At 43.1% G+C, this 19,938-nt stretch carries 13 protein-coding genes; 11 read left to right on the top strand and 2 right to left on the bottom strand.

Annotated elements, in window-relative coordinates; translation table 11 throughout:
• Window positions 1-106: 106 nt before the first annotated feature.
• The 9 genes from ispG (at window position 107) to AC2VOY_RS03355 (ending at window position 13,876) form a co-directional block, all read left to right on the top strand.
• Window positions 107-1,228: a flavodoxin-dependent (E)-4-hydroxy-3-methylbut-2-enyl-diphosphate synthase gene (ispG, locus tag AC2VOY_RS03395; RefSeq protein ID WP_491832236.1), complete on the top strand. Its 1,122-nt coding sequence runs from the start codon at window positions 107-109 to the stop codon at window positions 1,226-1,228.
• A gap of 23 nt (window positions 1,229-1,251) precedes the next feature.
• Complete coding sequence (gene hisS / locus AC2VOY_RS03390; protein ID WP_491832235.1) at window positions 1,252-2,523, top strand: histidine--tRNA ligase; 1,272 nt, start codon at window positions 1,252-1,254, stop codon at window positions 2,521-2,523.
• A gap of 83 nt (window positions 2,524-2,606) precedes the next feature.
• Window positions 2,607-3,239 (top strand): YfgM family protein, encoded by a 633-nt coding sequence (locus AC2VOY_RS03385; RefSeq protein ID WP_491832234.1) that lies wholly within the window; start codon window positions 2,607-2,609, stop codon window positions 3,237-3,239.
• A 9-nt stretch (window positions 3,240-3,248) separates the two neighbouring features.
• Window positions 3,249-4,409, top strand: a complete 1,161-nt coding sequence (gene bamB, locus AC2VOY_RS03380) for an outer membrane protein assembly factor BamB (protein ID WP_491832233.1) — start codon at window positions 3,249-3,251, stop codon at window positions 4,407-4,409.
• Between the two features lie 99 nt (window positions 4,410-4,508).
• Window positions 4,509-5,990: a ribosome biogenesis GTPase Der gene (gene der / locus AC2VOY_RS03375; protein ID WP_491832232.1), complete on the top strand. Its 1,482-nt coding sequence runs from the start codon at window positions 4,509-4,511 to the stop codon at window positions 5,988-5,990.
• A 420-nt stretch (window positions 5,991-6,410) separates the two neighbouring features.
• Window positions 6,411-6,662, top strand: coding sequence for a zinc ribbon domain-containing protein (locus AC2VOY_RS03370; RefSeq protein ID WP_491832231.1), 252 nt, complete (start codon window positions 6,411-6,413; stop codon window positions 6,660-6,662).
• A 24-nt stretch (window positions 6,663-6,686) separates the two neighbouring features.
• Complete coding sequence (locus AC2VOY_RS03365; protein WP_491832230.1) at window positions 6,687-9,107, top strand: sensor domain-containing protein; 2,421 nt, start codon at window positions 6,687-6,689, stop codon at window positions 9,105-9,107.
• Between the two features lie 438 nt (window positions 9,108-9,545).
• Complete coding sequence (locus AC2VOY_RS03360; protein WP_491832229.1) at window positions 9,546-10,727, top strand: efflux RND transporter periplasmic adaptor subunit; 1,182 nt, start codon at window positions 9,546-9,548, stop codon at window positions 10,725-10,727.
• A gap of 2 nt (window positions 10,728-10,729) precedes the next feature.
• Window positions 10,730-13,876: an efflux RND transporter permease subunit gene (locus tag AC2VOY_RS03355; RefSeq protein WP_491832228.1), complete on the top strand. Its 3,147-nt coding sequence runs from the start codon at window positions 10,730-10,732 to the stop codon at window positions 13,874-13,876.
• Window positions 13,877-14,029: 153 nt separating this feature from the next.
• On the opposite strand, the gene xseA is transcribed toward AC2VOY_RS03355, so the two are convergent.
• The gene (gene xseA / locus AC2VOY_RS03350; protein ID WP_491832994.1) at window positions 14,030-15,307 is read right to left on the bottom strand and encodes an exodeoxyribonuclease VII large subunit; all 1,278 of its coding nucleotides are present in this window, start codon (window positions 15,305-15,307) and stop codon (window positions 14,030-14,032) included.
• A gap of 361 nt (window positions 15,308-15,668) precedes the next feature.
• On the opposite strand from xseA, the gene guaB reads away from it, so the two are divergent.
• Complete coding sequence (gene guaB / locus AC2VOY_RS03345; protein ID WP_491832227.1) at window positions 15,669-17,132, top strand: IMP dehydrogenase; 1,464 nt, start codon at window positions 15,669-15,671, stop codon at window positions 17,130-17,132.
• Between the two features lie 152 nt (window positions 17,133-17,284).
• Entirely contained in the window at window positions 17,285-18,862 is a 1,578-nt protein-coding gene (gene guaA, locus AC2VOY_RS03340) for a glutamine-hydrolyzing GMP synthase (protein WP_491832226.1), read from the top strand.
• 180 nt (window positions 18,863-19,042) lie between these two features.
• On the opposite strand, the gene AC2VOY_RS03335 is transcribed toward guaA, so the two are convergent.
• Complete coding sequence (locus AC2VOY_RS03335; protein ID WP_491832992.1) at window positions 19,043-19,933, bottom strand: DMT family transporter; 891 nt, start codon at window positions 19,931-19,933, stop codon at window positions 19,043-19,045.
• Window positions 19,934-19,938: the final 5 nt, after the last annotated feature.

The raw sequence follows: 19,938 nt of genomic DNA, 5'->3' as shown, positions 1-19,938 counted from the left end.
AAGTGTTTACCTAAGTCGTGAATACTTAGTAAAAAAACAGCATAGTCCAAGTGTGTATTTTGCCACTTGGACTGTTTTTATCATATTCAATTGAAACGAAACCATCATGCACCAAGAATCACCAATTAAACGCCGCAAATCCACTCGTTTATATGTTGGCAATGTGCCGATTGGCGATGGCGCGCCGATCGCTGTGCAGTCGATGACAAACACTCGCACGACAGATGTTGCTGCAACCGTGGCACAAATTCAGGCGCTCGAAAAAGTAGGCGCCGATATCGTTCGTGTTTCGGTTCCAACCATGGACGCTGCAGAAGCTTTCAAGCAAATCAAATCCCAAGTTAATATTCCTCTTGTCGCTGATATCCACTTTGATTACCGCATCGCATTAAAAGTTGCTGAATATGGCGTGGACTGCTTACGCATCAACCCAGGCAATATAGGTAATGAAGATCGCATCCGTAGCGTGGTTGATTGCGCGCGTGATAAAAATATACCTATCCGCATCGGGGTCAATGGCGGCTCACTTGAAAAAGATATCCAATTAAAATATGGCGAGCCAACGCCAGCTGCATTAGTTGAATCAGCGATGCGTCATGTTGATATTCTCGATAGACTTAACTTTGATCAATTTAAAGTCAGTGTGAAAGCATCTGATGTATTTTTAGCTGTGGATGCGTATCGTCTGCTGGCTAAGCAAATTGATCAACCGCTTCACCTTGGCATCACCGAAGCAGGTGGCGCTCGTGCCGGCTCTGTGAAATCAGCTGTGGGCCTTGGGATGCTCCTTGCAGAAGGTATTGGTGATACATTACGTGTCTCACTGGCGGCAAACCCAGTTGAAGAAATTAAAGTTGGTTTTGATATTTTAAAATCTCTGCGTATTCGCTCACGTGGGATTAACTTTATCGCTTGCCCAACTTGTTCACGCCAAGAGTTTGATGTGATTGCAACAGTCAATGCGCTTGAAGAGCGTTTAGAAGATATTATTACCCCAATGGATGTGTCGATTATCGGTTGTGTGGTGAATGGCCCAGGTGAAGCAGAAGTCTCACATCTTGGCCTTGCCGGTGGCAGCAAAAAAAGTGCCTTTTATGAAGATGGCAAACGCCAAAAAGAGCGTTTTGATAACGAAGATGTTATTAATCAACTTGAGCGTAAAATTCGCGCCAAAGCTGCCATGTTAAATCAAGACAATCGCATCGAGATTGGTAAAGTCGAATCATAATTTAAATTTAATACGAGATTACTGTGAGTAAAACAATTCAAGCAATTCGTGGCATGAATGATTGCCTGCCAAGCCAGACTCCTTTATGGCAACAAGTGGAAGATGCGGTTAAAAAAGTCGTATCTTCTTACGGTTACAACGAAATCAGAATGCCAATCGTTGAAGTCACACATCTTTTTAAACGTGCTATCGGTGAAGTCACTGATGTGGTTGAAAAAGAAATGTATACTTTTGATGATCGCAATGGTGATAGCCTAACCTTACGCCCTGAAGGCACAGCAAGCTGTGTTCGCGCTGGGATTGAAAATGGTCTTTTATATAACCAAGAGCAACGCCTTTGGTATATGGGTCCTATGTTTCGTCATGAGCGTCCGCAAAAAGGTCGCTATCGTCAATTCCATCAAGTGGGTATTGAAGTCTTTGGCTTAAATGGTCCAGATATTGACGCAGAAGTTATTATGATGACGGCGCAACTTTGGCGTGAACTTGGCATCGATAAGCATGTCACACTAGAGCTAAACTCTATCGGTAGTATCGAAGAGCGTGCGAAATATCGTGAAGTGTTAATTGCTTTTCTTGAGCAGCATATCGATATTTTGGATGAAGACTGCAAGCGCCGTATGTATACCAACCCATTGCGCGTACTCGATACCAAAAATCCAGAGATTCAAAAAGTACTTGAAGGCGCACCTAAGCTTTTTGATTATCTTGAAGAAGATTCAAAAGCACACTTTGACGGTTTGCGCGCTATTTTAGATGCTGCTGGTATCGCTTATGTTGTAAATCAAAAACTTGTTCGTGGTTTAGATTATTATAATAAAACCGTTTTTGAATGGGTGACACAAAGCCTAGGCGCACAAGGCACAGTTTGTGCGGGTGGTCGTTATGATGGTTTGGTTGAGCAACTTGGCGGGAAAGCAACGCCTGCTGTTGGTTTTGCGATGGGGCTTGAGCGTTTAGTGCTGATGATGGAAACCCTTGAGCTTGCCAATACGCGTCGCGCTGTGGATGTTTACGTGGTCACAGCTGGTGAAGGCACTAGCATCGCCGGTATGCTCCTTGCGCAAGATTTACGTCAGTCAAACCCTGAGCTACGTGTGATGAATCACTGTGGTGGTGGTAATTTTAAAAAGCAATTTAAACGTGCAGATAAAGTCGGTGCACAAGTTGCACTCGTGTTAGGTGAAGATGAAATAGCAGCCAAAACAGTGGTAGTGAAAAACCTAGCCGGTGGTGAGCAAGAGACGATTGCACAATCAGAGCTTAGCGCGTATTTAAAAGAGCTAGTTAAATAAAATTCTAGTCACATAAATTATTTCAAAGTATTTCTTTTCAATCACAATTGATTGGCAATGATAAGAAAACAAGAGGATCAGACGTGGAAGTCTACGATAACGAAGAACAACAAATTGAAGCGATTAAACATTGGTGGTCGGAAAATGGCACCACTGTCGCTGTCGGACTTGTCCTTGGCCTAGGTGGCATCTTTGGATGGCGTTACTATCAAGATAGCCAACTTGAAGCAAAAGCGGATGCATCTGATGCTTACATTGAAGTCACAGAAGCATTACAAGCCAAAGGCTTAGATGCTGCAGATGATATCCAAAAGTTTATTGATGAAAACAAATCATCAAACTACGCAAGCTTAGCAGCAATGCAACTGGCGCGTACGCAAGTTTCTGAAAACAAATTAGATGATGCAATGAGTCAACTTGAGCTTGCTAAAGCCAATACCAAAGACGAAGCATTACTTGTGATCATTGACTATCGTCAAGCACGCATTTTAGCGGCGCAAAAGAAATACGATGAAGCCATTGCAAAACTTGATAGCATTAAAGATGAAGCTTGGAAAGGTCGTGTGCTTGAGCTTAAAGGTGACGTAGCCTTGCAAAAAGGTGACTTAGATGCAGCGCGTAGTGCTTATACCAGCGCACAGCAGGCGGCACCGCAAAATCAAAACTTAGGCTTTAAGCTTGATGATCTTGCCAAGGAAGAAGATGCTACAAAATAAGGATAGCAAATGAAAAAGTTATTAAGCCGCGGACTGGCTGTTAGCGCGATGGCTCTTGCTATGCTTGGCTGTGCGGGTGAAGAAGATACTATTGTGATGTCGCCATTACCTGAAGTAGAAAGTCAGTTTACACCGACGACACTTTGGAGTAATTCCATCGGTAGTGGTGTTGGACAGTTTTTCTCTAAATTATCACCCGCTTATGATGGCCTAGACAAAATTTTTGTTGCCAGCCGTGATGGTGATATTAAGGCAATTGATTCCGAAACAGGTGAAACCCTTTGGTCAACAGAAGTTGACGTTAAAGGTTCAGCGCGTTTATCTGGTGGCATTACAGCTGCAATCGATAAGTTTGTGATCGGCTCTGAAAATGGCGTTGTGTATGCGTTTTCAAATGACGACGGCTCACTTTTATGGCAACAAGAAGTCGATGGTGAAGTGGTTTCTAAACCTTTAATTGAAAACGGCCTAGTGGTTGTGAATACAAGTAAAGGCACCTTGGTCGGTCTAAATGAGCTCGACGGCACGCAAGCTTGGGAAATCAACAATGATGTACCAAACTTAACCTTACGTGGTGAAAGTGCACCGATTGGTATCGCAGGTGGTGTTTTCTGGGGCATGGCAAACGGTCGTTTAGGCGCTGCAATGCTTGAACGTGGTCAGCTTTTATGGCAAGTCCCAATTGGTAGTCCAACTGGCGCGACTGAGATTGATCGCATTGTTGATGTGGATTCAACGCCACTGATTATCGATTCGAGCTTATTTACGGTTGGTATCAATGGTCAATTGGTTGCGGTTGACTTACGTAGCGGACAGCCAATGTGGAAACGTCCATATTCTTCAGCGCTTGATTTAGCCTCTGACGGCAGCGATATTTTCGTTGTCACAGATAAAGATCGTGTTGCAGCAGTAGATATTCGTAGTGGTACTGAGCTTTGGAGTAATAAGAAGCTTGAGTATCGCCAATTAACTTCACCAGCAGTCATCGACTCGTATGTGGTGGTTGGGGACAATCAAGGTTATTTACACTGGATGGATCCTTACTCAGGTGATTTTGTCGCACAGCAGCTTATCGACAAAGACGGTATTGCCGTGCCTCCATTAGTGCTTGATGACGGTTTTATTGTCATGACGCGTGATGGCAGCGTGAAAAAAATGGCAATCGAGTAAACAAATAGAGTAAAGATCAATTATCAGTTATAATGATCGATTGAGCCTCTGGTTGATTTCAGCTAGGGGCTTTTGTTATTTAGTAATTTTGAGGTATATATGACTCCTGTCGTGGCGCTTGTTGGTCGACCAAATGTAGGTAAATCAACATTATTTAACCGTTTAACTCGCACTCGTGATGCTTTGGTTGCAGACTTTCCAGGCCTGACTCGTGATCGTAAATACGGTCAAGCAAAACTTGGCGAACATGAATTTATTGTAATTGACACCGGTGGTATTGACGGTACTGAAGAGGGCGTTGAAACCAAAATGGCAGAGCAATCTCTTGCCGCTATTGAAGAAGCAGACGTTGTTCTGTTTATGGTTGATGGCCGCGCAGGTCTTACCGTTGCCGATGAAGCCATTGCAAAACACTTACGCATGCGTGATAAACCAAGCATGCTTGTGGTCAACAAAGTTGATGGCATTGATGCGGACGCTGCATCAGCTGAGTTCTGGCAGCTTGGCGTTGAAAAAATGTATCAAATCGCCGCTGCGCACGGGCGTGGTGTAACTGCTTTGATTGATCGCGCTTTAAGTCCATTTGCAGAAGATCTTGAACAATCACAAGATATCGAAGATCTTACTGGACTTGTTGATTCGGATGAAGACGAGAAGCTCGATTACACCGAAGAAGAAGCAGAAGAAGAATTTAAGCGTCTGCAAGATCAGCCAATTAAACTGGCAATTATCGGTCGTCCAAATGTTGGTAAATCAACCCTCACCAACCGTATTTTAGGTGAAGAGCGTGTGGTCGTTTACGATATGCCAGGCACGACTCGTGATTCAATTTATATTCCAATGGAGCGTGATGGACGTGAATATGTTCTGATCGATACCGCTGGGGTACGTCGTCGTAAGCGCGTCAACGAAACAGTTGAAAAATTCTCAGTAATCAAAACCTTAAAAGCAATTGAAGATGCAAACGTTGTATTAGTGGTGATTGATGCGCGTGAGAATATTTCTGATCAAGATTTAAGCTTACTTGGCTTTGCGCTAAACGCGGGTCGCTCAGTTGTGCTTGCAATCAACAAGTGGGATGGTTTGGATACTGATGTTAAAGAATCAGTGAAAAAAGAACTCGATCGCCGCTTAGGTTTCGTTGACTTTGCACGTATCCACTTTATCTCTGCATTGCACGGCACTGGCGTTGGTCACTTATTTGAATCGGTTCAAGAAGCATATAAGTCAGCGACAACACGCGTTGGCACATCTATTTTGACGCGCATCATGAAAATGGCGCAAGATGATCACCAGCCACCACTTATCCGTGGTCGCCGCGTGAAGATGAAATATGCCCACGCAGGTGGTTACAACCCGCCAATTATTGTTGTGCATGGTAACCAAGTAAAAGAGCTTCCAGATTCATATAAGCGCTATTTGATGAACTACTTCAGACGCTCGCTTGAGATTATGGGCACGCCTATTCGTATCCAATTCCAGAATAGTGAAAACCCATTTGAAGGTAAAACTAACAAATTAACTATGTCTCAAGAACGTAAGAAAAAACGCTTGATGGGTATGGTTAAGAAGAAACGATAAGTACGCTCAATCGTTTCTATTTCTTCAAAACACTTCCTTACAATCTGTAAGGCTAAAGTTTGATGATTTAAAGTTATATTCATAATGCTAGTTCGATATATTGGACTAGCATTTTTTGTATTTGTTGGTTTTTTCAAATACAACGGATAGATGATCCTTTTATTAAATATCGAAAAATTGCTTCCATTAATTAAGATGTAGTTTATTATCCTGTTTTAATTTGATATGCAGTAGATGTAACTTATGCTTTCGGGTGGTGGTGATATAAATCTTCTTAATCACTCAGATCGCTGATCAAACTGGATAAAGCCGATGATCCGGTAGGGATCTTTTTTCTCGATAAAAATTAACTTCAAAGATAGGTATTCAGTTTTAACAATACTGGTTATAATTGTATGTATATTGTTTTATGTTTTTTACATGAGTCTTATGAACCCTTCAAATTGTATCGCTTGCTCACAACCTTTAAGCATTAATAACACCACAGGACGTCTCGATTTAACCTGTAACAAATGTGGACATGAACATCAAATGCTAGCTTTGTGTCATACTTGTAACCATCCTCTTGAACGTTTACAAGCTTGTGGTAGTGTGAGTTACTTTTGCCATCAATGTAATGAGCTTAAGTCAAAGTCAACGGCAATCTATCAACTTCAATCTTTAACTCAATAGTTCTTAATTTCTATAATAGTGAATATGATTAATTTATCTCAAACAATCAAAGAGAAATGGCAAGTATTATTTAATGATATGGCGCAAACCTATCAATCTCATTCTTTTGTCTTTTCTCAGGATGCTAATGGTGAGTGGAAAATCTTATTCACGACAGCTCACTTTACAGCAGAGCATCTTATCCCGCATATTGCTATGCAAGACAATAACTCTGAACGTTTAATTGATGGTGCGACTTACTTTTTTCAAACCTTTTGCATCGATCAGTTCAATTTTGCCTTAGTCGTTGAAGGTAAAGCTCAAGATCAAGGTCTGCGTTTTACATTGCCTTTGATTCGCCAAAGCATGCGTCATGATCTTGAGCCATTAGTGATGAATACTGATGAGCTTATCTATAAAAAATATATCTCTAAGCAGGTGGCTGATTGTTCCCCTTGTTTGATTTGGGTAAAGGACTTAAACGGGCGTTATACTTTTTGTAATCAACTTGCTCTGGATAAGTGGCACAAAACTAAATCTGAAGTCATTGGCAAAACGGACATTGAGATCTTTGGTGAAAAGATTGGACGCGCTCACCACACAACAGATGAGATTGTCTTAAGCCAACAAAAGTCATATGTGGCGAATGATGATGCGGCAGGTGTTGTCCATGGTTTTAATGCTGCGCATGAACAGTTTCAAACTACAAAACATCCACTTTATGATGAAGATAAGCAATTAACGGGTCTGTGTGGTATTAGTTATAATGTCACCAATGAAGCTGAAGCCAAAAATAAACTTGCTTTGATTTCGAGTATCTTTGATAAGTCCCATGAGGGCATGATCATTACAGATAGTCATTCAAACATTATCGCCGTTAATCAGGCATTTTCTGATATTACAGGTTATGCAAAAGAAGAAGTTATTGGTCAAAAGCCAAGTATCTTACGCTCGGGTTATCATGATAATGATTTCTATAAAGAATTGTGGGCCACGTTAAGTAAAGACGGCCAATGGCAGGGGGAGTTTGCTAACCGCCGTAAAGATGGTGCTTTGTATCCACAACAAGCATCAATTAATGCCGTTTACGACGCAAATCATCAAGTCACACATTACTTTGCGGTGTTCTCTGATGTGAGCGAGCGTAAAGCGCATGAAGATAAACTCTATCGTTTAGCCTTTTATGACAAGCTGACTCAACTGCCAAATCGTACTTACTTATTAAAGACACTCAATGATTATATTCATCAATATGAAATGAAATCAGAAGAGGTGTCATTTGCTGTGCTGACCTTAGATATTGATCAGTTTAAGCAACTAAATGACAGTCTTGGCTACCATTATTCTGATACTGTCCTACAGCGTGTGGCAAAACGCCTCAAAGAATATATGCGTCATCATGATTTTATTTCTCATGTCTCAGGAGATGAGTTCTGTTTGATTGTTGGAGATATCCAAAGCGAGCAAGATATTGTGAAAGTGATCGATCGTATCATGGGTGCCTTTGAAGTCCCATTTACGGTCACTGATGTGATTAATCCTGTGCATTTATCTGTCTGCTTAGGAATTTCAATTTACAATCAAGATGGCCATGACGCTGTCACCTTGATTCGCAATGCAAATACTGCGCTTTATGAAGCTAAATCTCATGGTTTTGGTAAGTTTGCCTTTTATAAAGCGGAGCTTACGACACGAGCACAAAGTCGCTTGCAGATCCATACTGCGCTGCGTCTTGCGATTGAAAATAATGAGTTATCTTTGGCATATCAGCCACAATTTGATCTTGATAGTAATAAGTTGTCAGGTTTTGAAGCTTTATTACGTTGGACCAACGCTGAGCTAGGTTTTGTCTCCCCAGCAGATTTTATCCCTGTGGCAGAGCAAACTGGCTTAATGCGTATGATTGGCTCTTGGGTATTAAGAACAGCTTGTGCGCAAGGTCGAGCTTGGCTCGATGCTGGCTATGAGTTTGGACGCATTGCGGTCAACGTCTCAGCGCTTCAATTTCAAGATGAGAACTTTGTTGAGCATCTGGTCGATATTTTAGAAGAGACGAAGCTGCCTGCGACATCACTTGCGATTGAAATTACCGAAGGCGTCTTACTCGATGATACGGAAAAAGTTATTGAAATGCTGGGTCGTGTGCGAGCGCTTGATATTGAAATTGCATTGGATGACTTTGGTACTGGTTATTCATCTCTGTCATACCTAAAAGGTTTGCCAATTCATAAGTTAAAGATAGATCGCTCATTTATTATTGACGTTCCGCAAAATGCCGAAAGTAATAATATAGTCAAAGCGATTGCTGCAATGGCATCGAGTATGCAAATTGACGTCGTCGTTGAAGGTATTGAAGAAGCGGTACAAATTGGCTACTTACAAGAGTATGGTTGTCAATTTGGACAAGGTTTCTATTTAGGACGCCCTTTGACTTTAGATAAAGCGACTGAGTTGCTTGTCAATTAACTTCTCTAAATAATCTGTTAATTTTGATTTGAAAGCTTTTGGTCTCTATTTGGTCAAAAGCTTTGCTTTTTTTAGGGTTTTATCGCAAAATAGCGTCCGCTTATTTGTACTCCTTTTTTATTAGATTTTAGGGAAAGCATAGCTATAAAATCGACACCTTCCAAATAAGTCACATCCTCTAAGCCGGACACATAGGCACGCCAGTGCAAAGACAAGGGATAGCTCAATCTAGTTTTAGATAAACAGCTTTCGTCTTGGGATAAGTATGAGATTTTTGTCAATCGCGACCAAAGATTGATTTAGAACAGTTTTTACTAAAAAAAATACTGTACGCTTACGCCAAATTGCTTTGATATATTTAGTTACATTTTAAACGGCATTTTTTTATCAAATATATCAGTGCATTATTTCTTTTAATGTGTTTGTTTTGGATAAAATATGAAACCTAAATTTACAACTACTCTGTTAGCTGTATCCGTTTCTATAGTTTTGACTGCTTGTCAGCCTAAAGAAGCCGCAGCGCCACAAGCTCAACTTCCTCTAGTTGAAACTGCCACTCTCGTCACAGCGCCTATTACTCCTTATGTTCAATTTATTGGGCGCACCATTGCAGCCAACCATATTGAGATTATTCCGCATGTGGGTGGTGAGTTAACTGCGATTCATTTTAAAGATGGTGAGTTTGTACAAAAAGATCAGCTTTTATATGAGATTGATGCACGTCCATATGAAGCCAAGCTAAAATCTGCAAAAGCGGCGCTGGCAAAAGCCAAAGCGAATCTAAACATGGCATCGCGTAACGCAACTCGTGCGCGTAAGCTTATCCGCAATAACAGCATTAGTGAATCTCAATTTGATGCCACCATTGCTGAGTTTGAAACCGCTAAAGCGAGTGTTTCAGTTGAAGAAGCAAACGTCACTGAAGCTGCATTAAACCTAGATTACACTAAGATCCGCGCGCCATTTGCTGGCCGTGTTGGTTTCTCGCAATACAAAGTTGGCGATCGCATTACCACTGTGGTGAAAAACCGTTTAGTGTCTTTGTCACAAATTGACCCAATGCGTTTTAACTTTGATGTCGATGAGAAACTATATCGTCAAATTCGTGATGTGATTGATGCGGTGAAAGCAAAGAATAAAACAGATGATATCAATGTTGATATTTCGCTTACCTTATCAAATGGTAAAGTTCACCCAGTAAAAGGTGAGATTTACGCAGTCGACAACCAAATCGACCCAACGACTGGCTCTATCCATGTCCAAGCATCGTTTGATAACCAAGATTATGCGCTAGTTCCTGGTGAATACGGCAAGATAGATATCAAACTTAACCAAGATATGATCAATGGTATTTTGGTGCCTCAATCTGCTATCTCGCAAGATCAAGCGGGCAGCTATGTCATGGTTGTTGATAAAGATCAGGTCGTAAAACCTAAGTATGTTGAACTCGGCCAAACCTATGGCGCTGATCAATCTATTATGTCTGGCGTGGACGCTGGGGAAACAATCGTAGTAAAAGGATTACAAAAAATTCGTGCTGGGGTGAAGGTGCAAACTAAACCTACGCAAGCTGATAAAACAGCTGCTGCCAAGCCTGCGCCAACAACTAAAGGTGAATAAGAATGTTAAGTAAGTTTTTTATTTACCGTCCTAAGTTCGCCTTAGTGATTTCACTCGCGCTGACTTTACTTGGTTTAATTGCGCTAAAAGTTTTGCCGGTTGCAGAGTATCCTGATATTTCACCAACGGTTATCATCGTTAGCACGAGTTACCCTGGTGCGAGCGCAGACATTGTTAAAAAAACAGTTGCCCAGCCGATAGAGTCAAAAATTAACGGTGTTGAAGATATGATTTATATGTCTTCCAATATAGGTAATGACGGCTCTTATAGCTTGCGTGTTTATTTTAAAATAGGCGCAGACGGTGATATGGCGCAAGTGCGCGTCAATAACCTCGTGTCACAAGTTTCATCTACCTTGCCACAAGAGGTGAAGCAGCTTGGCGTGACCGTACGTAAAAAGTCATCCGATATTTTAGGTGTCGTGACCTTAACCTCGCCAAATCAAAGCTATGACAGCGTATTTTTATCTAACTATGCTGAGCTTAACTTGACCGATCGCTTAAAGCGTTTGGATGGCATGAGTGATATCACTATCTTAGGTGCGAAAACCTACTCGATGCGTGTTTGGTTTGATCCAAACAAGATGGCGACGATGAAGATCACCACAAGTGATGCGATTGCGGCGATTCAGTCACAAAACATCCAAGTTGCCGCAGGTAAAGTCGGAAGTATGCCAGCGCCAAGTGCGCAGCAGCACCAATATGTCTTGCAAGCGAAAGGGCGTCTTGAAAGTCCAAAAGAGTTTGAAGATATCATTGTTCGCGCCAATCCCAATGGATCTTTGGTGCGCTTAAAAGATATTGCACGGGTTGAGCTTGGCGCGCAAGGTTATGAAGCCGACGGTAAGATGAATAATCAGCCGGCAGCGGTTATGGCCTTGTACCAATTGCCAACGGCGAACTCTTTAGATGTGATGCAAAATGTGCAAGCTGCAATGAAAGAGTACAGCAAGTCTTTCCCTGATGATCTTGAATACTCGATTGCCTATGACTCGACTGAATATGTCGAAGTATCTATTCACGAAGTATTTGAAACGCTGTTTATCGCAGGGCTTCTGGTGTGCTTTGTTGTGTATATCTTTTTGCAAAACTGGCGCGCAACTTTCATTCCAACCATAGCCATTCCTGTCTCTATCATCGCAACTTTTGCGATCATGAACATGATGGGAATGACGATTAACACCGTCTCACTCTTTGGGATGATCTTAGCCATTGGTATTGTGGTTGATGATGCGATTATTGTGGTGGAAAACGTTGAGCGTATTATTCATGAACATGATATGGATCCTGTGCCGGCAACCATTCAAGCGATGAAAGAGGTGACAGGCCCAGTCTTGGCAACGACGTTGATTTTGCTTGCGGTATTTGTCCCAGTAGCATTACTTCCTGGGATCTCAGGACGCATGTTTAACCAGTTTGCGGTGACTATTTGTGTTTCGGTACTGATTTCGGCTGTTAACGCATTAACCTTGTCACCAGCGCTTTGCTCAATGATGCTGCGTAAAGCACACGGTGAGCCGATTGCGCCGCTGCGTGCCTTTAACCGCTGGTTCACAGCGCTAACGAGTAAATATACCAAACTGGTTGGCTTTTTAAGTCGCCGCTTGCTTGTGACCGGCCTATCTTATGTTGGCCTTCTTGCTGTGCTAGCTTGGACCTTTACTCACATTCCAACCTCGTTTGTACCCAATGAAGATAAAGGGGCATTGATGGTTGAGATGCGTTTGCCTGATGCTTCTGCGCTGCAAAAAACTATGCCTTTGCTTGAAGAGTACACGGATGATCTTAAAGCAATGGATGGGGTTGAAAACGTAGTTTCAGTCAGTGGTTTTTCTTTGATTAATATGTCTGCGATTCCAAATGCAGGGATGTTGATTGTGAAGCTAAAACACTGGGATGAACGTAAAGATCCGAGCTTAACTCAAGCGGCAATCATGAAGAAGGTGCAGCAAAAGCTTAACTCGATTCCAGATGCGACAGCGCTTGTGTTTGCAGCACCTGCGATTCGCGGCATGGGTTCGGTGGATGGGTTTAACTTTGTGCTTGAAGATAACTTAGGCCGTAGCCCGTCTGAGCTTGCTGCTACGACGCAAGACTTCGTGCAAAAAATTAATCAGTTGCCTGAAGTTGCAGGATCTTTTTCGATTTTCCGCGCCAATGTGCCGCAACGTTATATCGATATTGACCGTGAGAAAGCGATTTCTTTAGGCGTACCATTAACCCAAATCTTCCAGACCCTGCAAGCGCAACTTGGTGGTGCGTATATTTCAGACTTCAACTTATTTGGTAAGTCTTATCAAGTAAAAGTGCAAGCTGAGCAGCAATATCGTGATAATGAAGATGATATTTCAAACCTTTATGTTCGTAGCGACAAAGGTGAGATGATCCCATTAAGTACGCTGGTGACGATTGAACCTATTTTTGGTCCAGACTCACTGATGAACTACAACATGTATGGCGCTGCGACGATTAACGGCCAGCCAGCTGCAGGTTATAGCTCTGGTGAAGTGGTGAAAGCGATTGAAAAACTTGCCGCTGCTGAATTGCCTGATGGTTACTCTTATGAGTGGTCAGGAATGACCTATCAAGAGATCCAAGCGGGGAATGCTGCGTCGATTGCCTTTGCATTGTCACTGCTCTTCACTTACTTGTTCTTGGTTGCGCAGTATGAAAGTTGGACGATTCCAACTGCAGTAATGATGGCCGTGCCGGTAGCGATTCTAGGTGGTCTTTTAAGTCTCTTTGCAATGGGCTTGTCGTTTGACTTGTACGTGCAAATTGGGGTGGTGATCTTGATTGGCATGTCGGCGAAAGTGGCGATACTTATCGTTGAATTTGCCAAGGTGCTGCGTGAAGAGAAGGGCTTGTCGATTATTGATGCTGCGATGGAAGCGGCGCGTATACGTTTTCGCGCTGTACAGATGACCGCCTTTGCCTTTATTTGGGGTGTTTTCCCGCTGATTATTGCAACAGGCGCAGGCGCGGCATCACGTCACTCATTAGGCTTTACGGTATTTGGTGGGATGATCCTCTCAACCTTTATCGGCACGCTGTTAACGCCAGTGTTCTTTGTTGCAATGCAAAGCTTGCGAGAGAAGTTTAAGAAAAAGCCGGCCTTAGAAAAGGTGCAAGAGGTTGAAGCTGAGTAATTCACTTTAATATACTTGGTGCTATGATTTGGCTATAAAGCTACAAGGCGCCGAATATAACTAATTCTCAAAATAACCGGGCCTCAAAATAAAACTCCAACTGGATTTAACTCTAAATGTTAGACGTTAAGTTCGTTGGAGTTTTTTATTGGATTAAATTTGCTTGGTTTTTGAAATATCGACAACGCGCGCTTCAATCACACCATCGGCGACTTGGGTCTGGATGAGCTCGCCAATATTCACATCTTTCACGCTTTGAACTAGCGTCTTGTCTTGGGTATAACTCATACTATAGCCACGTTTTAAGGTTGAGAGTGGGCTGACTGCATCAAGTTTATCTGCCATACGCGCAAACTGGTGATCTTTTAATAGCATCTGATGCTTCACGCCTTGCTCTAAACGAGTTTTTAGCTCATCGAGTTTATATTGATGTTGTTTAAGTTTTTGCGCAGGATTTTGATACGCCAAGCTTTGGTTTAAACGCTCAAGCTTATGCTGATTGGCATTTAGCTTTTTCTCCATCGCCCATTTTAAGCGTGCATTAAAATCATCTAGCTTTTGCGCCTGACGGTTAAGGTTATGCTCAGGGTGCTGGCGATCGATTCTGTGTTTTAAGTGCGTGAGTTTCGTATCTAAACGAGAGAAAACTAAGCTCATTGCTTTCGTTAATGCCGTTAACTGGCTTTGCAGGGCAACTTTTTTATGACTTTGATCTTGGCTGACTAACTCTGCCGCCGCCGATGGGGTTGGCGCACGCATATCTGCCACAAAATCACTAATGGTCACATCCACTTCATGGCCGACAGCGCTAATAATTGGGATTTGGCTTGAGGCAATAGTGCGCGCAACCACTTCATGGTTAAAGCACCACAAGTCTTCTAGTGAGCCGCCACCACGTCCGACAATTAATACATCGACTTCATTACGCATATTGGCGCGTCCAATGGCTTGGGCAATACTAAAGGCTGCCGCTTCACCTTGGACTTGGGTTGGGTAGATAATCACGCGCAAACCTGGGTCTCGACGTTTTAAAACATTTAAAATATCATGCAAGGCGGCGCCAGTTTTAGAGGTGATCACGCCAATCGTTTTTGGGTGCAGTGGCAGGGGACGCTTTTGTGATTGAGCAAATAAGCCTTCTGCTGCCAGCTTCATTTTTAAGGCTTCAAATTCTTGCTGGAGTTTACCATCGCCTTCGGGCTGCATGGATTCAATAATAAGTTGGTAATCCCCACGCGGCTCATATAAAGATAAACGCGCTTTGACTAACACTTGCTGGCCATTTTTAGGCGCAAATGTGACGCGGCGGTTTGAGCCTTTAAACATAGCGCATTTCACTTGCGCACGTGAATCTTTCAAAGTCAGATACCAGTGGCCTGAAACCGGCGCCGAAAAGTTTGAGATCTCGCCAACGAGCCACACAATCCCCATTTCATTTTCAAGTAATAAGCGCACTTGAGCATTGAGACTTGAAACGGTAAATATATTGCTTTTGGTTGTCGCCGCTTGGCTATGGTTTTGATACACGTACAGACCTTTAAGTTTTCAAGAAAGGAAATTAAATCTTAACATAAGTTTAAGCAAAACAGGCAATAATCAAGGTGAATGGACTGGCGCTGAGGGATTAATTTTAGGTTTAAAAAAATCTCAAAAAACGCTAGTCAAACGTTTGCGTCGGGCGTATAATCCGTTCGCAATATAAATCCTAAATCACTTTATTATGCGAAACGATAAAGTGATGCTTAAATCATTAAGCGGATTTTGTCCTCAACCTGATGTGAGATATATTGCAATGCTACGAATCGCTAAAGAAGCTTTAACCTTTGATGACGTTCTCCTTGTTCCTGCCCACTCGAACGTCCTTCCGAACAATGTTGATCTTCGCACTCAACTAACCAAAAATATCACTTTAAATATTCCTATGATTTCTGCGGCTATGGATACAGTCACAGAGGCGCGTTTAGCTATCGCTTTGGCGCAAGAAGGTGGTATCGGCTTCATTCATAAAAATATGTCGATTGAACAGCAAGCACAGCAAGTTCACCTTGTGAAAATCTATGAAGCTGGTGTGGTGAGTCATCCTATTACAGTTCAACCTGAGCAAACGATTGCTGATGTCAAAGCACTGACAGCAGAGCACGGTTTTGCTGGCTTCCCAGTTGTGACTGAAAACAAAGAATTGGTTGGTATTATCACAGGTCGTGATATTCGTTTTGTTACGGATCTAACCAAAAAAGTGTCAGATGTAATGACGCCAAAAGACAAGCTCGCAGCAGTCAAAGAAGGCGCAACCCAACAAGAAGTTCAACAATGCATGCAAGAGCACCGCGTTGAAAAAGTTCTTGTGGTTAATGATGCGTTCCAACTTTCAGGCATGATCACAGCAAAAGACTTCCAAAAAGCAGAGCGTAAACCAAATGCATGTAAAGATGCACAAGGTCGCCTACGTGTTGGCGCAGCAGTTGGCGCAGGCGCTGGCAACGAAGAGCGCGTGAAAGCTCTCGTTGAAGCTGGCGTTGATGTTTTGCTTATCGACTCTTCACATGGTCACTCTCAAGGCGTTCTTGATCGCATCAAAGAGACTCGCGCGCAATACCCTGATCTAGAAATTATTGGCGGTAACGTGGCAACAGCAGCTGGTGCACGCGCACTGATTGATGCTGGCGTTTCAGCGGTTAAAGTTGGTATTGGCCCAGGTTCAATCTGTACGACTCGTATCGTTACAGGTGTTGGCGTTCCACAAATTACTGCAATTTCTGACGCAGCAGGCGCAGCCGCTGAGTTTGGCATTCCTGTTATCGCTGATGGCGGCATCCGTTTCTCTGGTGATATCTGTAAAGCTATCGTTGCTGGCGCATCATGTGTGATGGTTGGCTCTATGTTTGCAGGAACAGAAGAAGCACCGGGTGAAGTTGAACTTTATCAAGGCCGTGCATACAAATCTTACCGTGGCATGGGCTCACTTGGCGCAATGTCACAAGGTTCATCTGACCGTTATTTCCAAAGTGATAATGCGGCAGATAAACTTGTCCCTGAAGGCATCGAAGGGCGCATTGCATATAAAGGCCACTTGAAAGAAATCATCCATCAACAAATGGGTGGCTTACGTTCAAGCATGGGTCTAACGGGTAGCCCAACAATTGAAGACATGCGCACCAAAGCTGAATTTGTACGCATCTCTGGCGCAGGTATGCAAGAGTCTCACGTGCATGATGTGCAAATCACGAAAGAAGCTCCGAACTATCGTTTAGGGTAAAATTTCATTCTCATCGGGTTTGAGCCCAATGACTGCATCGAAGGTGCTCTTGACGTTTGTCAACTCCGCACCTTCTCTTTGCTTTTTAACTCAATACCTGCGTGATAATTTAAATTTTTTTAAGCATATTACTTAATTAATAGAGAAAACGAATGACAACCAATATTCATGCTGAACGCATCTTAATTTTAGACTTTGGCTCTCAATATACTCAGTTAATTGCCCGCCGCATTCGTGAAATCGGTGTTTACTGTGAGCTTTGGAGCTGGGATGTCTCTGAAGAAGATATTCGTGAATTTAATCCAAACGGTATTATCCTTTCGGGTGGCCCTGAAAGCGTGACAGCTGAAAACTCACCACGCGCACCACAATATGTATTTGAAGCCGGCGTACCTGTCTTTGGTATTTGCTACGGCATGCAAACTATGTCTGAGCAGCTTGGTGGTAAAGTTGCTGGTTCAAATGAGCGTGAATTTGGTTATGCACAAGTTGCGCTTGTCAATGAGTGTGGTTTGTTTGAAAAAATCGAAGACGCAATCAGCGAAGATGGCAAACCACTGCTTGATGTTTGGATGAGTCACGGCGACAAAGTTGTTGAAATTCCAGAAGGTTTTAACAAGGTTGCGCAAACGGATACTTGTCCTTATGCAGCGATGTCAAACCCTGAAAAACGTTTTTATGGCGTGCAATTTCACCCAGAAGTGACGCACACACGCCAAGGTTTACGCATGCTTGAAAACTTTGTGTTAAACATTTGCGGCTGCTCTAAACTTTGGACACCTAGCTCAATTATTGATGATGCGATTGCACGTATCAAAGAGCAAGTAGGTGATGATGAGGTCATTCTTGGTCTTTCTGGCGGTGTAGATTCTTCTGTGGTTGCAATGCTTATCCACCGCGCAATTGGTGACAAGCTAACTTGTGTATTCGTTGATAACGGTTTATTGCGTTTGAACGAAGCGACGCAAGTGATGGAAATGTTTGGCGATCACTTTGGATTAAACATCATCCATGTTGACGCAGAAGATCGCTTCCTTGACGCACTTGGCGGTGAAGCGGATCCTGAAGCGAAACGTAAAATCATCGGCCATGTGTTTGTGGATATTTTTGATGAAGAGTCGAAAAAACTTAAAAACGCTAAATGGTTGGCACAAGGCACAATTTACCCAGATGTTATTGAATCAGCAGCATCGAAAACAGGTAAAGCGCATGTAATCAAATCTCACCATAACGTTGGCGGCCTGCCAGATGATATGGAAATGGGATTGGTTGAGCCACTACGTGAGCTATTTAAAGATGAAGTGCGTAAGATTGGTCTTGAGTTAGGTCTGCCTTACAATATGCTTTACCGTCACCCATTCCCAGGACCTGGTCTTGGCGTGCGCGTACTTGGCGAAGTGAAAAAAGAATACTGTGATTTACTACGCCGCGCAGATGCTATCTTTATTGAAGAACTGCACAACGCTGAGCTTTATCATAAAGTATCTCAAGCCTTTACGGTTTTCCTACCTGTACGCTCGGTTGGCGTGATGGGTGATGGGCGTAAATATGATTGGGTGGTGTCACTGCGCGCCGTTGAAACAATTGACTTTATGACTGCGCACTGGGCACACCTGCCTTATGATTTCCTAGGGAAAGTATCAAATCGCATTATTAATGAAATCGATGGTATTTCACGTGTGGTATATGATATTTCAGGTAAGCCACCAGCGACAATTGAGTGGGAATAAGACGAGCTCTCAATAGCTAATCAAGTCTTTATAAAGTAAATAAAATGCCAGTCATTACTTCTTATTTGAAGTGACTGGCATTTTTTATTTCGCCTGGTAGGTTTCTTCTATCGCGGACGCACTTGCCTATATCTTCACTGTATTGTACTACCTGACCACCTTTGTTTTGAACGATGAATGCTATGAACTATGTTTAAGAATTTTAACGGGAAAACTGATGCAGACTAGACAAGCTAGGATCAGCATAATACCGACCCATCCGATTGCCGGAAGTCGTTCCCCGACGATTACTACCGCCAAGCATGCTGCTATCACAGGTTCTGATAAAGTGATTGTTGTGGCGGTGCTGGCAGGAATTCGTGCTAGTCCGTATCCAAAGCAGAGGTAACCTAAGAACATTGGTACCAAGGCCATGTAGAGTCCTACAAATGCATTTCCCCATGAGGCAAGCAGCGGTGCTCCAGTAAGCACAAGCACTGGCATCAACATTAGACCACCTAGCCCGAAAGTGGCGCCCATTGCTGCTCGGGGGGCAATCCTTTGCAGCATAAGACGACGCGCCGTCCATGAGTACAGGGCATAGGTGAGACCAGCCAACAGCCCCAAAAGCACGCCGGGTATGACACTCGGTGCTGTTCCGGTTGGTGCATGGCTGCTCCCTTCAGCCAGAGACAGAAACACCATTCCAGCTAATCCGAGACCTGCACCGATAACCCAGCGGCGGGTGAGACGAAGTCCATCTTGGTAATATTCAATCAATGCTGATAGTAGAGGCGCTGAGCCTATGGAAACCACCGTACCTATAGTTACTCCGGCCAGACGCATTGAGGCATAGAAGGCTAGCGGATAAATGGCTACCGCGACAGCACCCACTAGCAAGTATCTCCACTTAGCTCTCAAGAGACCAGCATGCTGTTGGATACTCTTAGCTGAAAGAGCGGCCTGTAGTAGTCCCCCACAGCCCATCGCCACTGCGCCTATTGCTACGGCACTCACGCCAGGGGCAAAAGTTGCGGCTGTTCCTGTGGTTCCCCATAATATAGCAGCAATAAGAACTGCGACTATGCCCATCGGGT

The organism is Vibrio sp. KMM 9700, assembly GCF_058545285.1.
Note: the sequence above shows the minus strand (reverse complement) of the source record. Positions and strands in the feature narration are given on the sequence as shown.

What these genes read in the sequence shown, in the direction of transcription:
- ispG (WP_491832236.1), top strand. Translation starts at nt 107, where the DNA reads ATGCACCAAGAATCACCAATTAAACGCCGCAAATCCACTCGTTTATAT.
- bamB (WP_491832233.1), top strand. Translation starts at nt 3,249, where the DNA reads ATGAAAAAGTTATTAAGCCGCGGACTGGCTGTTAGCGCGATGGCTCTT.
- der (WP_491832232.1), top strand. Translation starts at nt 4,509, where the DNA reads ATGACTCCTGTCGTGGCGCTTGTTGGTCGACCAAATGTAGGTAAATCA.
- AC2VOY_RS03370 (WP_491832231.1), top strand. Translation starts at nt 6,411, where the DNA reads ATGAGTCTTATGAACCCTTCAAATTGTATCGCTTGCTCACAACCTTTA.
- AC2VOY_RS03365 (WP_491832230.1), top strand. Translation starts at nt 6,687, where the DNA reads ATGATTAATTTATCTCAAACAATCAAAGAGAAATGGCAAGTATTATTT.
- AC2VOY_RS03360 (WP_491832229.1), top strand. Translation starts at nt 9,546, where the DNA reads ATGAAACCTAAATTTACAACTACTCTGTTAGCTGTATCCGTTTCTATA.
- AC2VOY_RS03355 (WP_491832228.1), top strand. Translation starts at nt 10,730, where the DNA reads ATGTTAAGTAAGTTTTTTATTTACCGTCCTAAGTTCGCCTTAGTGATT.
- xseA (WP_491832994.1), bottom strand. Translation starts at nt 15,307, where the DNA reads ATGGGGATTGTGTGGCTCGTTGGCGAGATCTCAAACTTTTCGGCGCCG.
- guaB (WP_491832227.1), top strand. Translation starts at nt 15,669, where the DNA reads ATGCTACGAATCGCTAAAGAAGCTTTAACCTTTGATGACGTTCTCCTT.
- guaA (WP_491832226.1), top strand. Translation starts at nt 17,285, where the DNA reads ATGACAACCAATATTCATGCTGAACGCATCTTAATTTTAGACTTTGGC.
- AC2VOY_RS03335 (WP_491832992.1), bottom strand. Translation starts at nt 19,933, where the DNA reads ATGGGCATAGTCGCAGTTCTTATTGCTGCTATATTATGGGGAACCACA.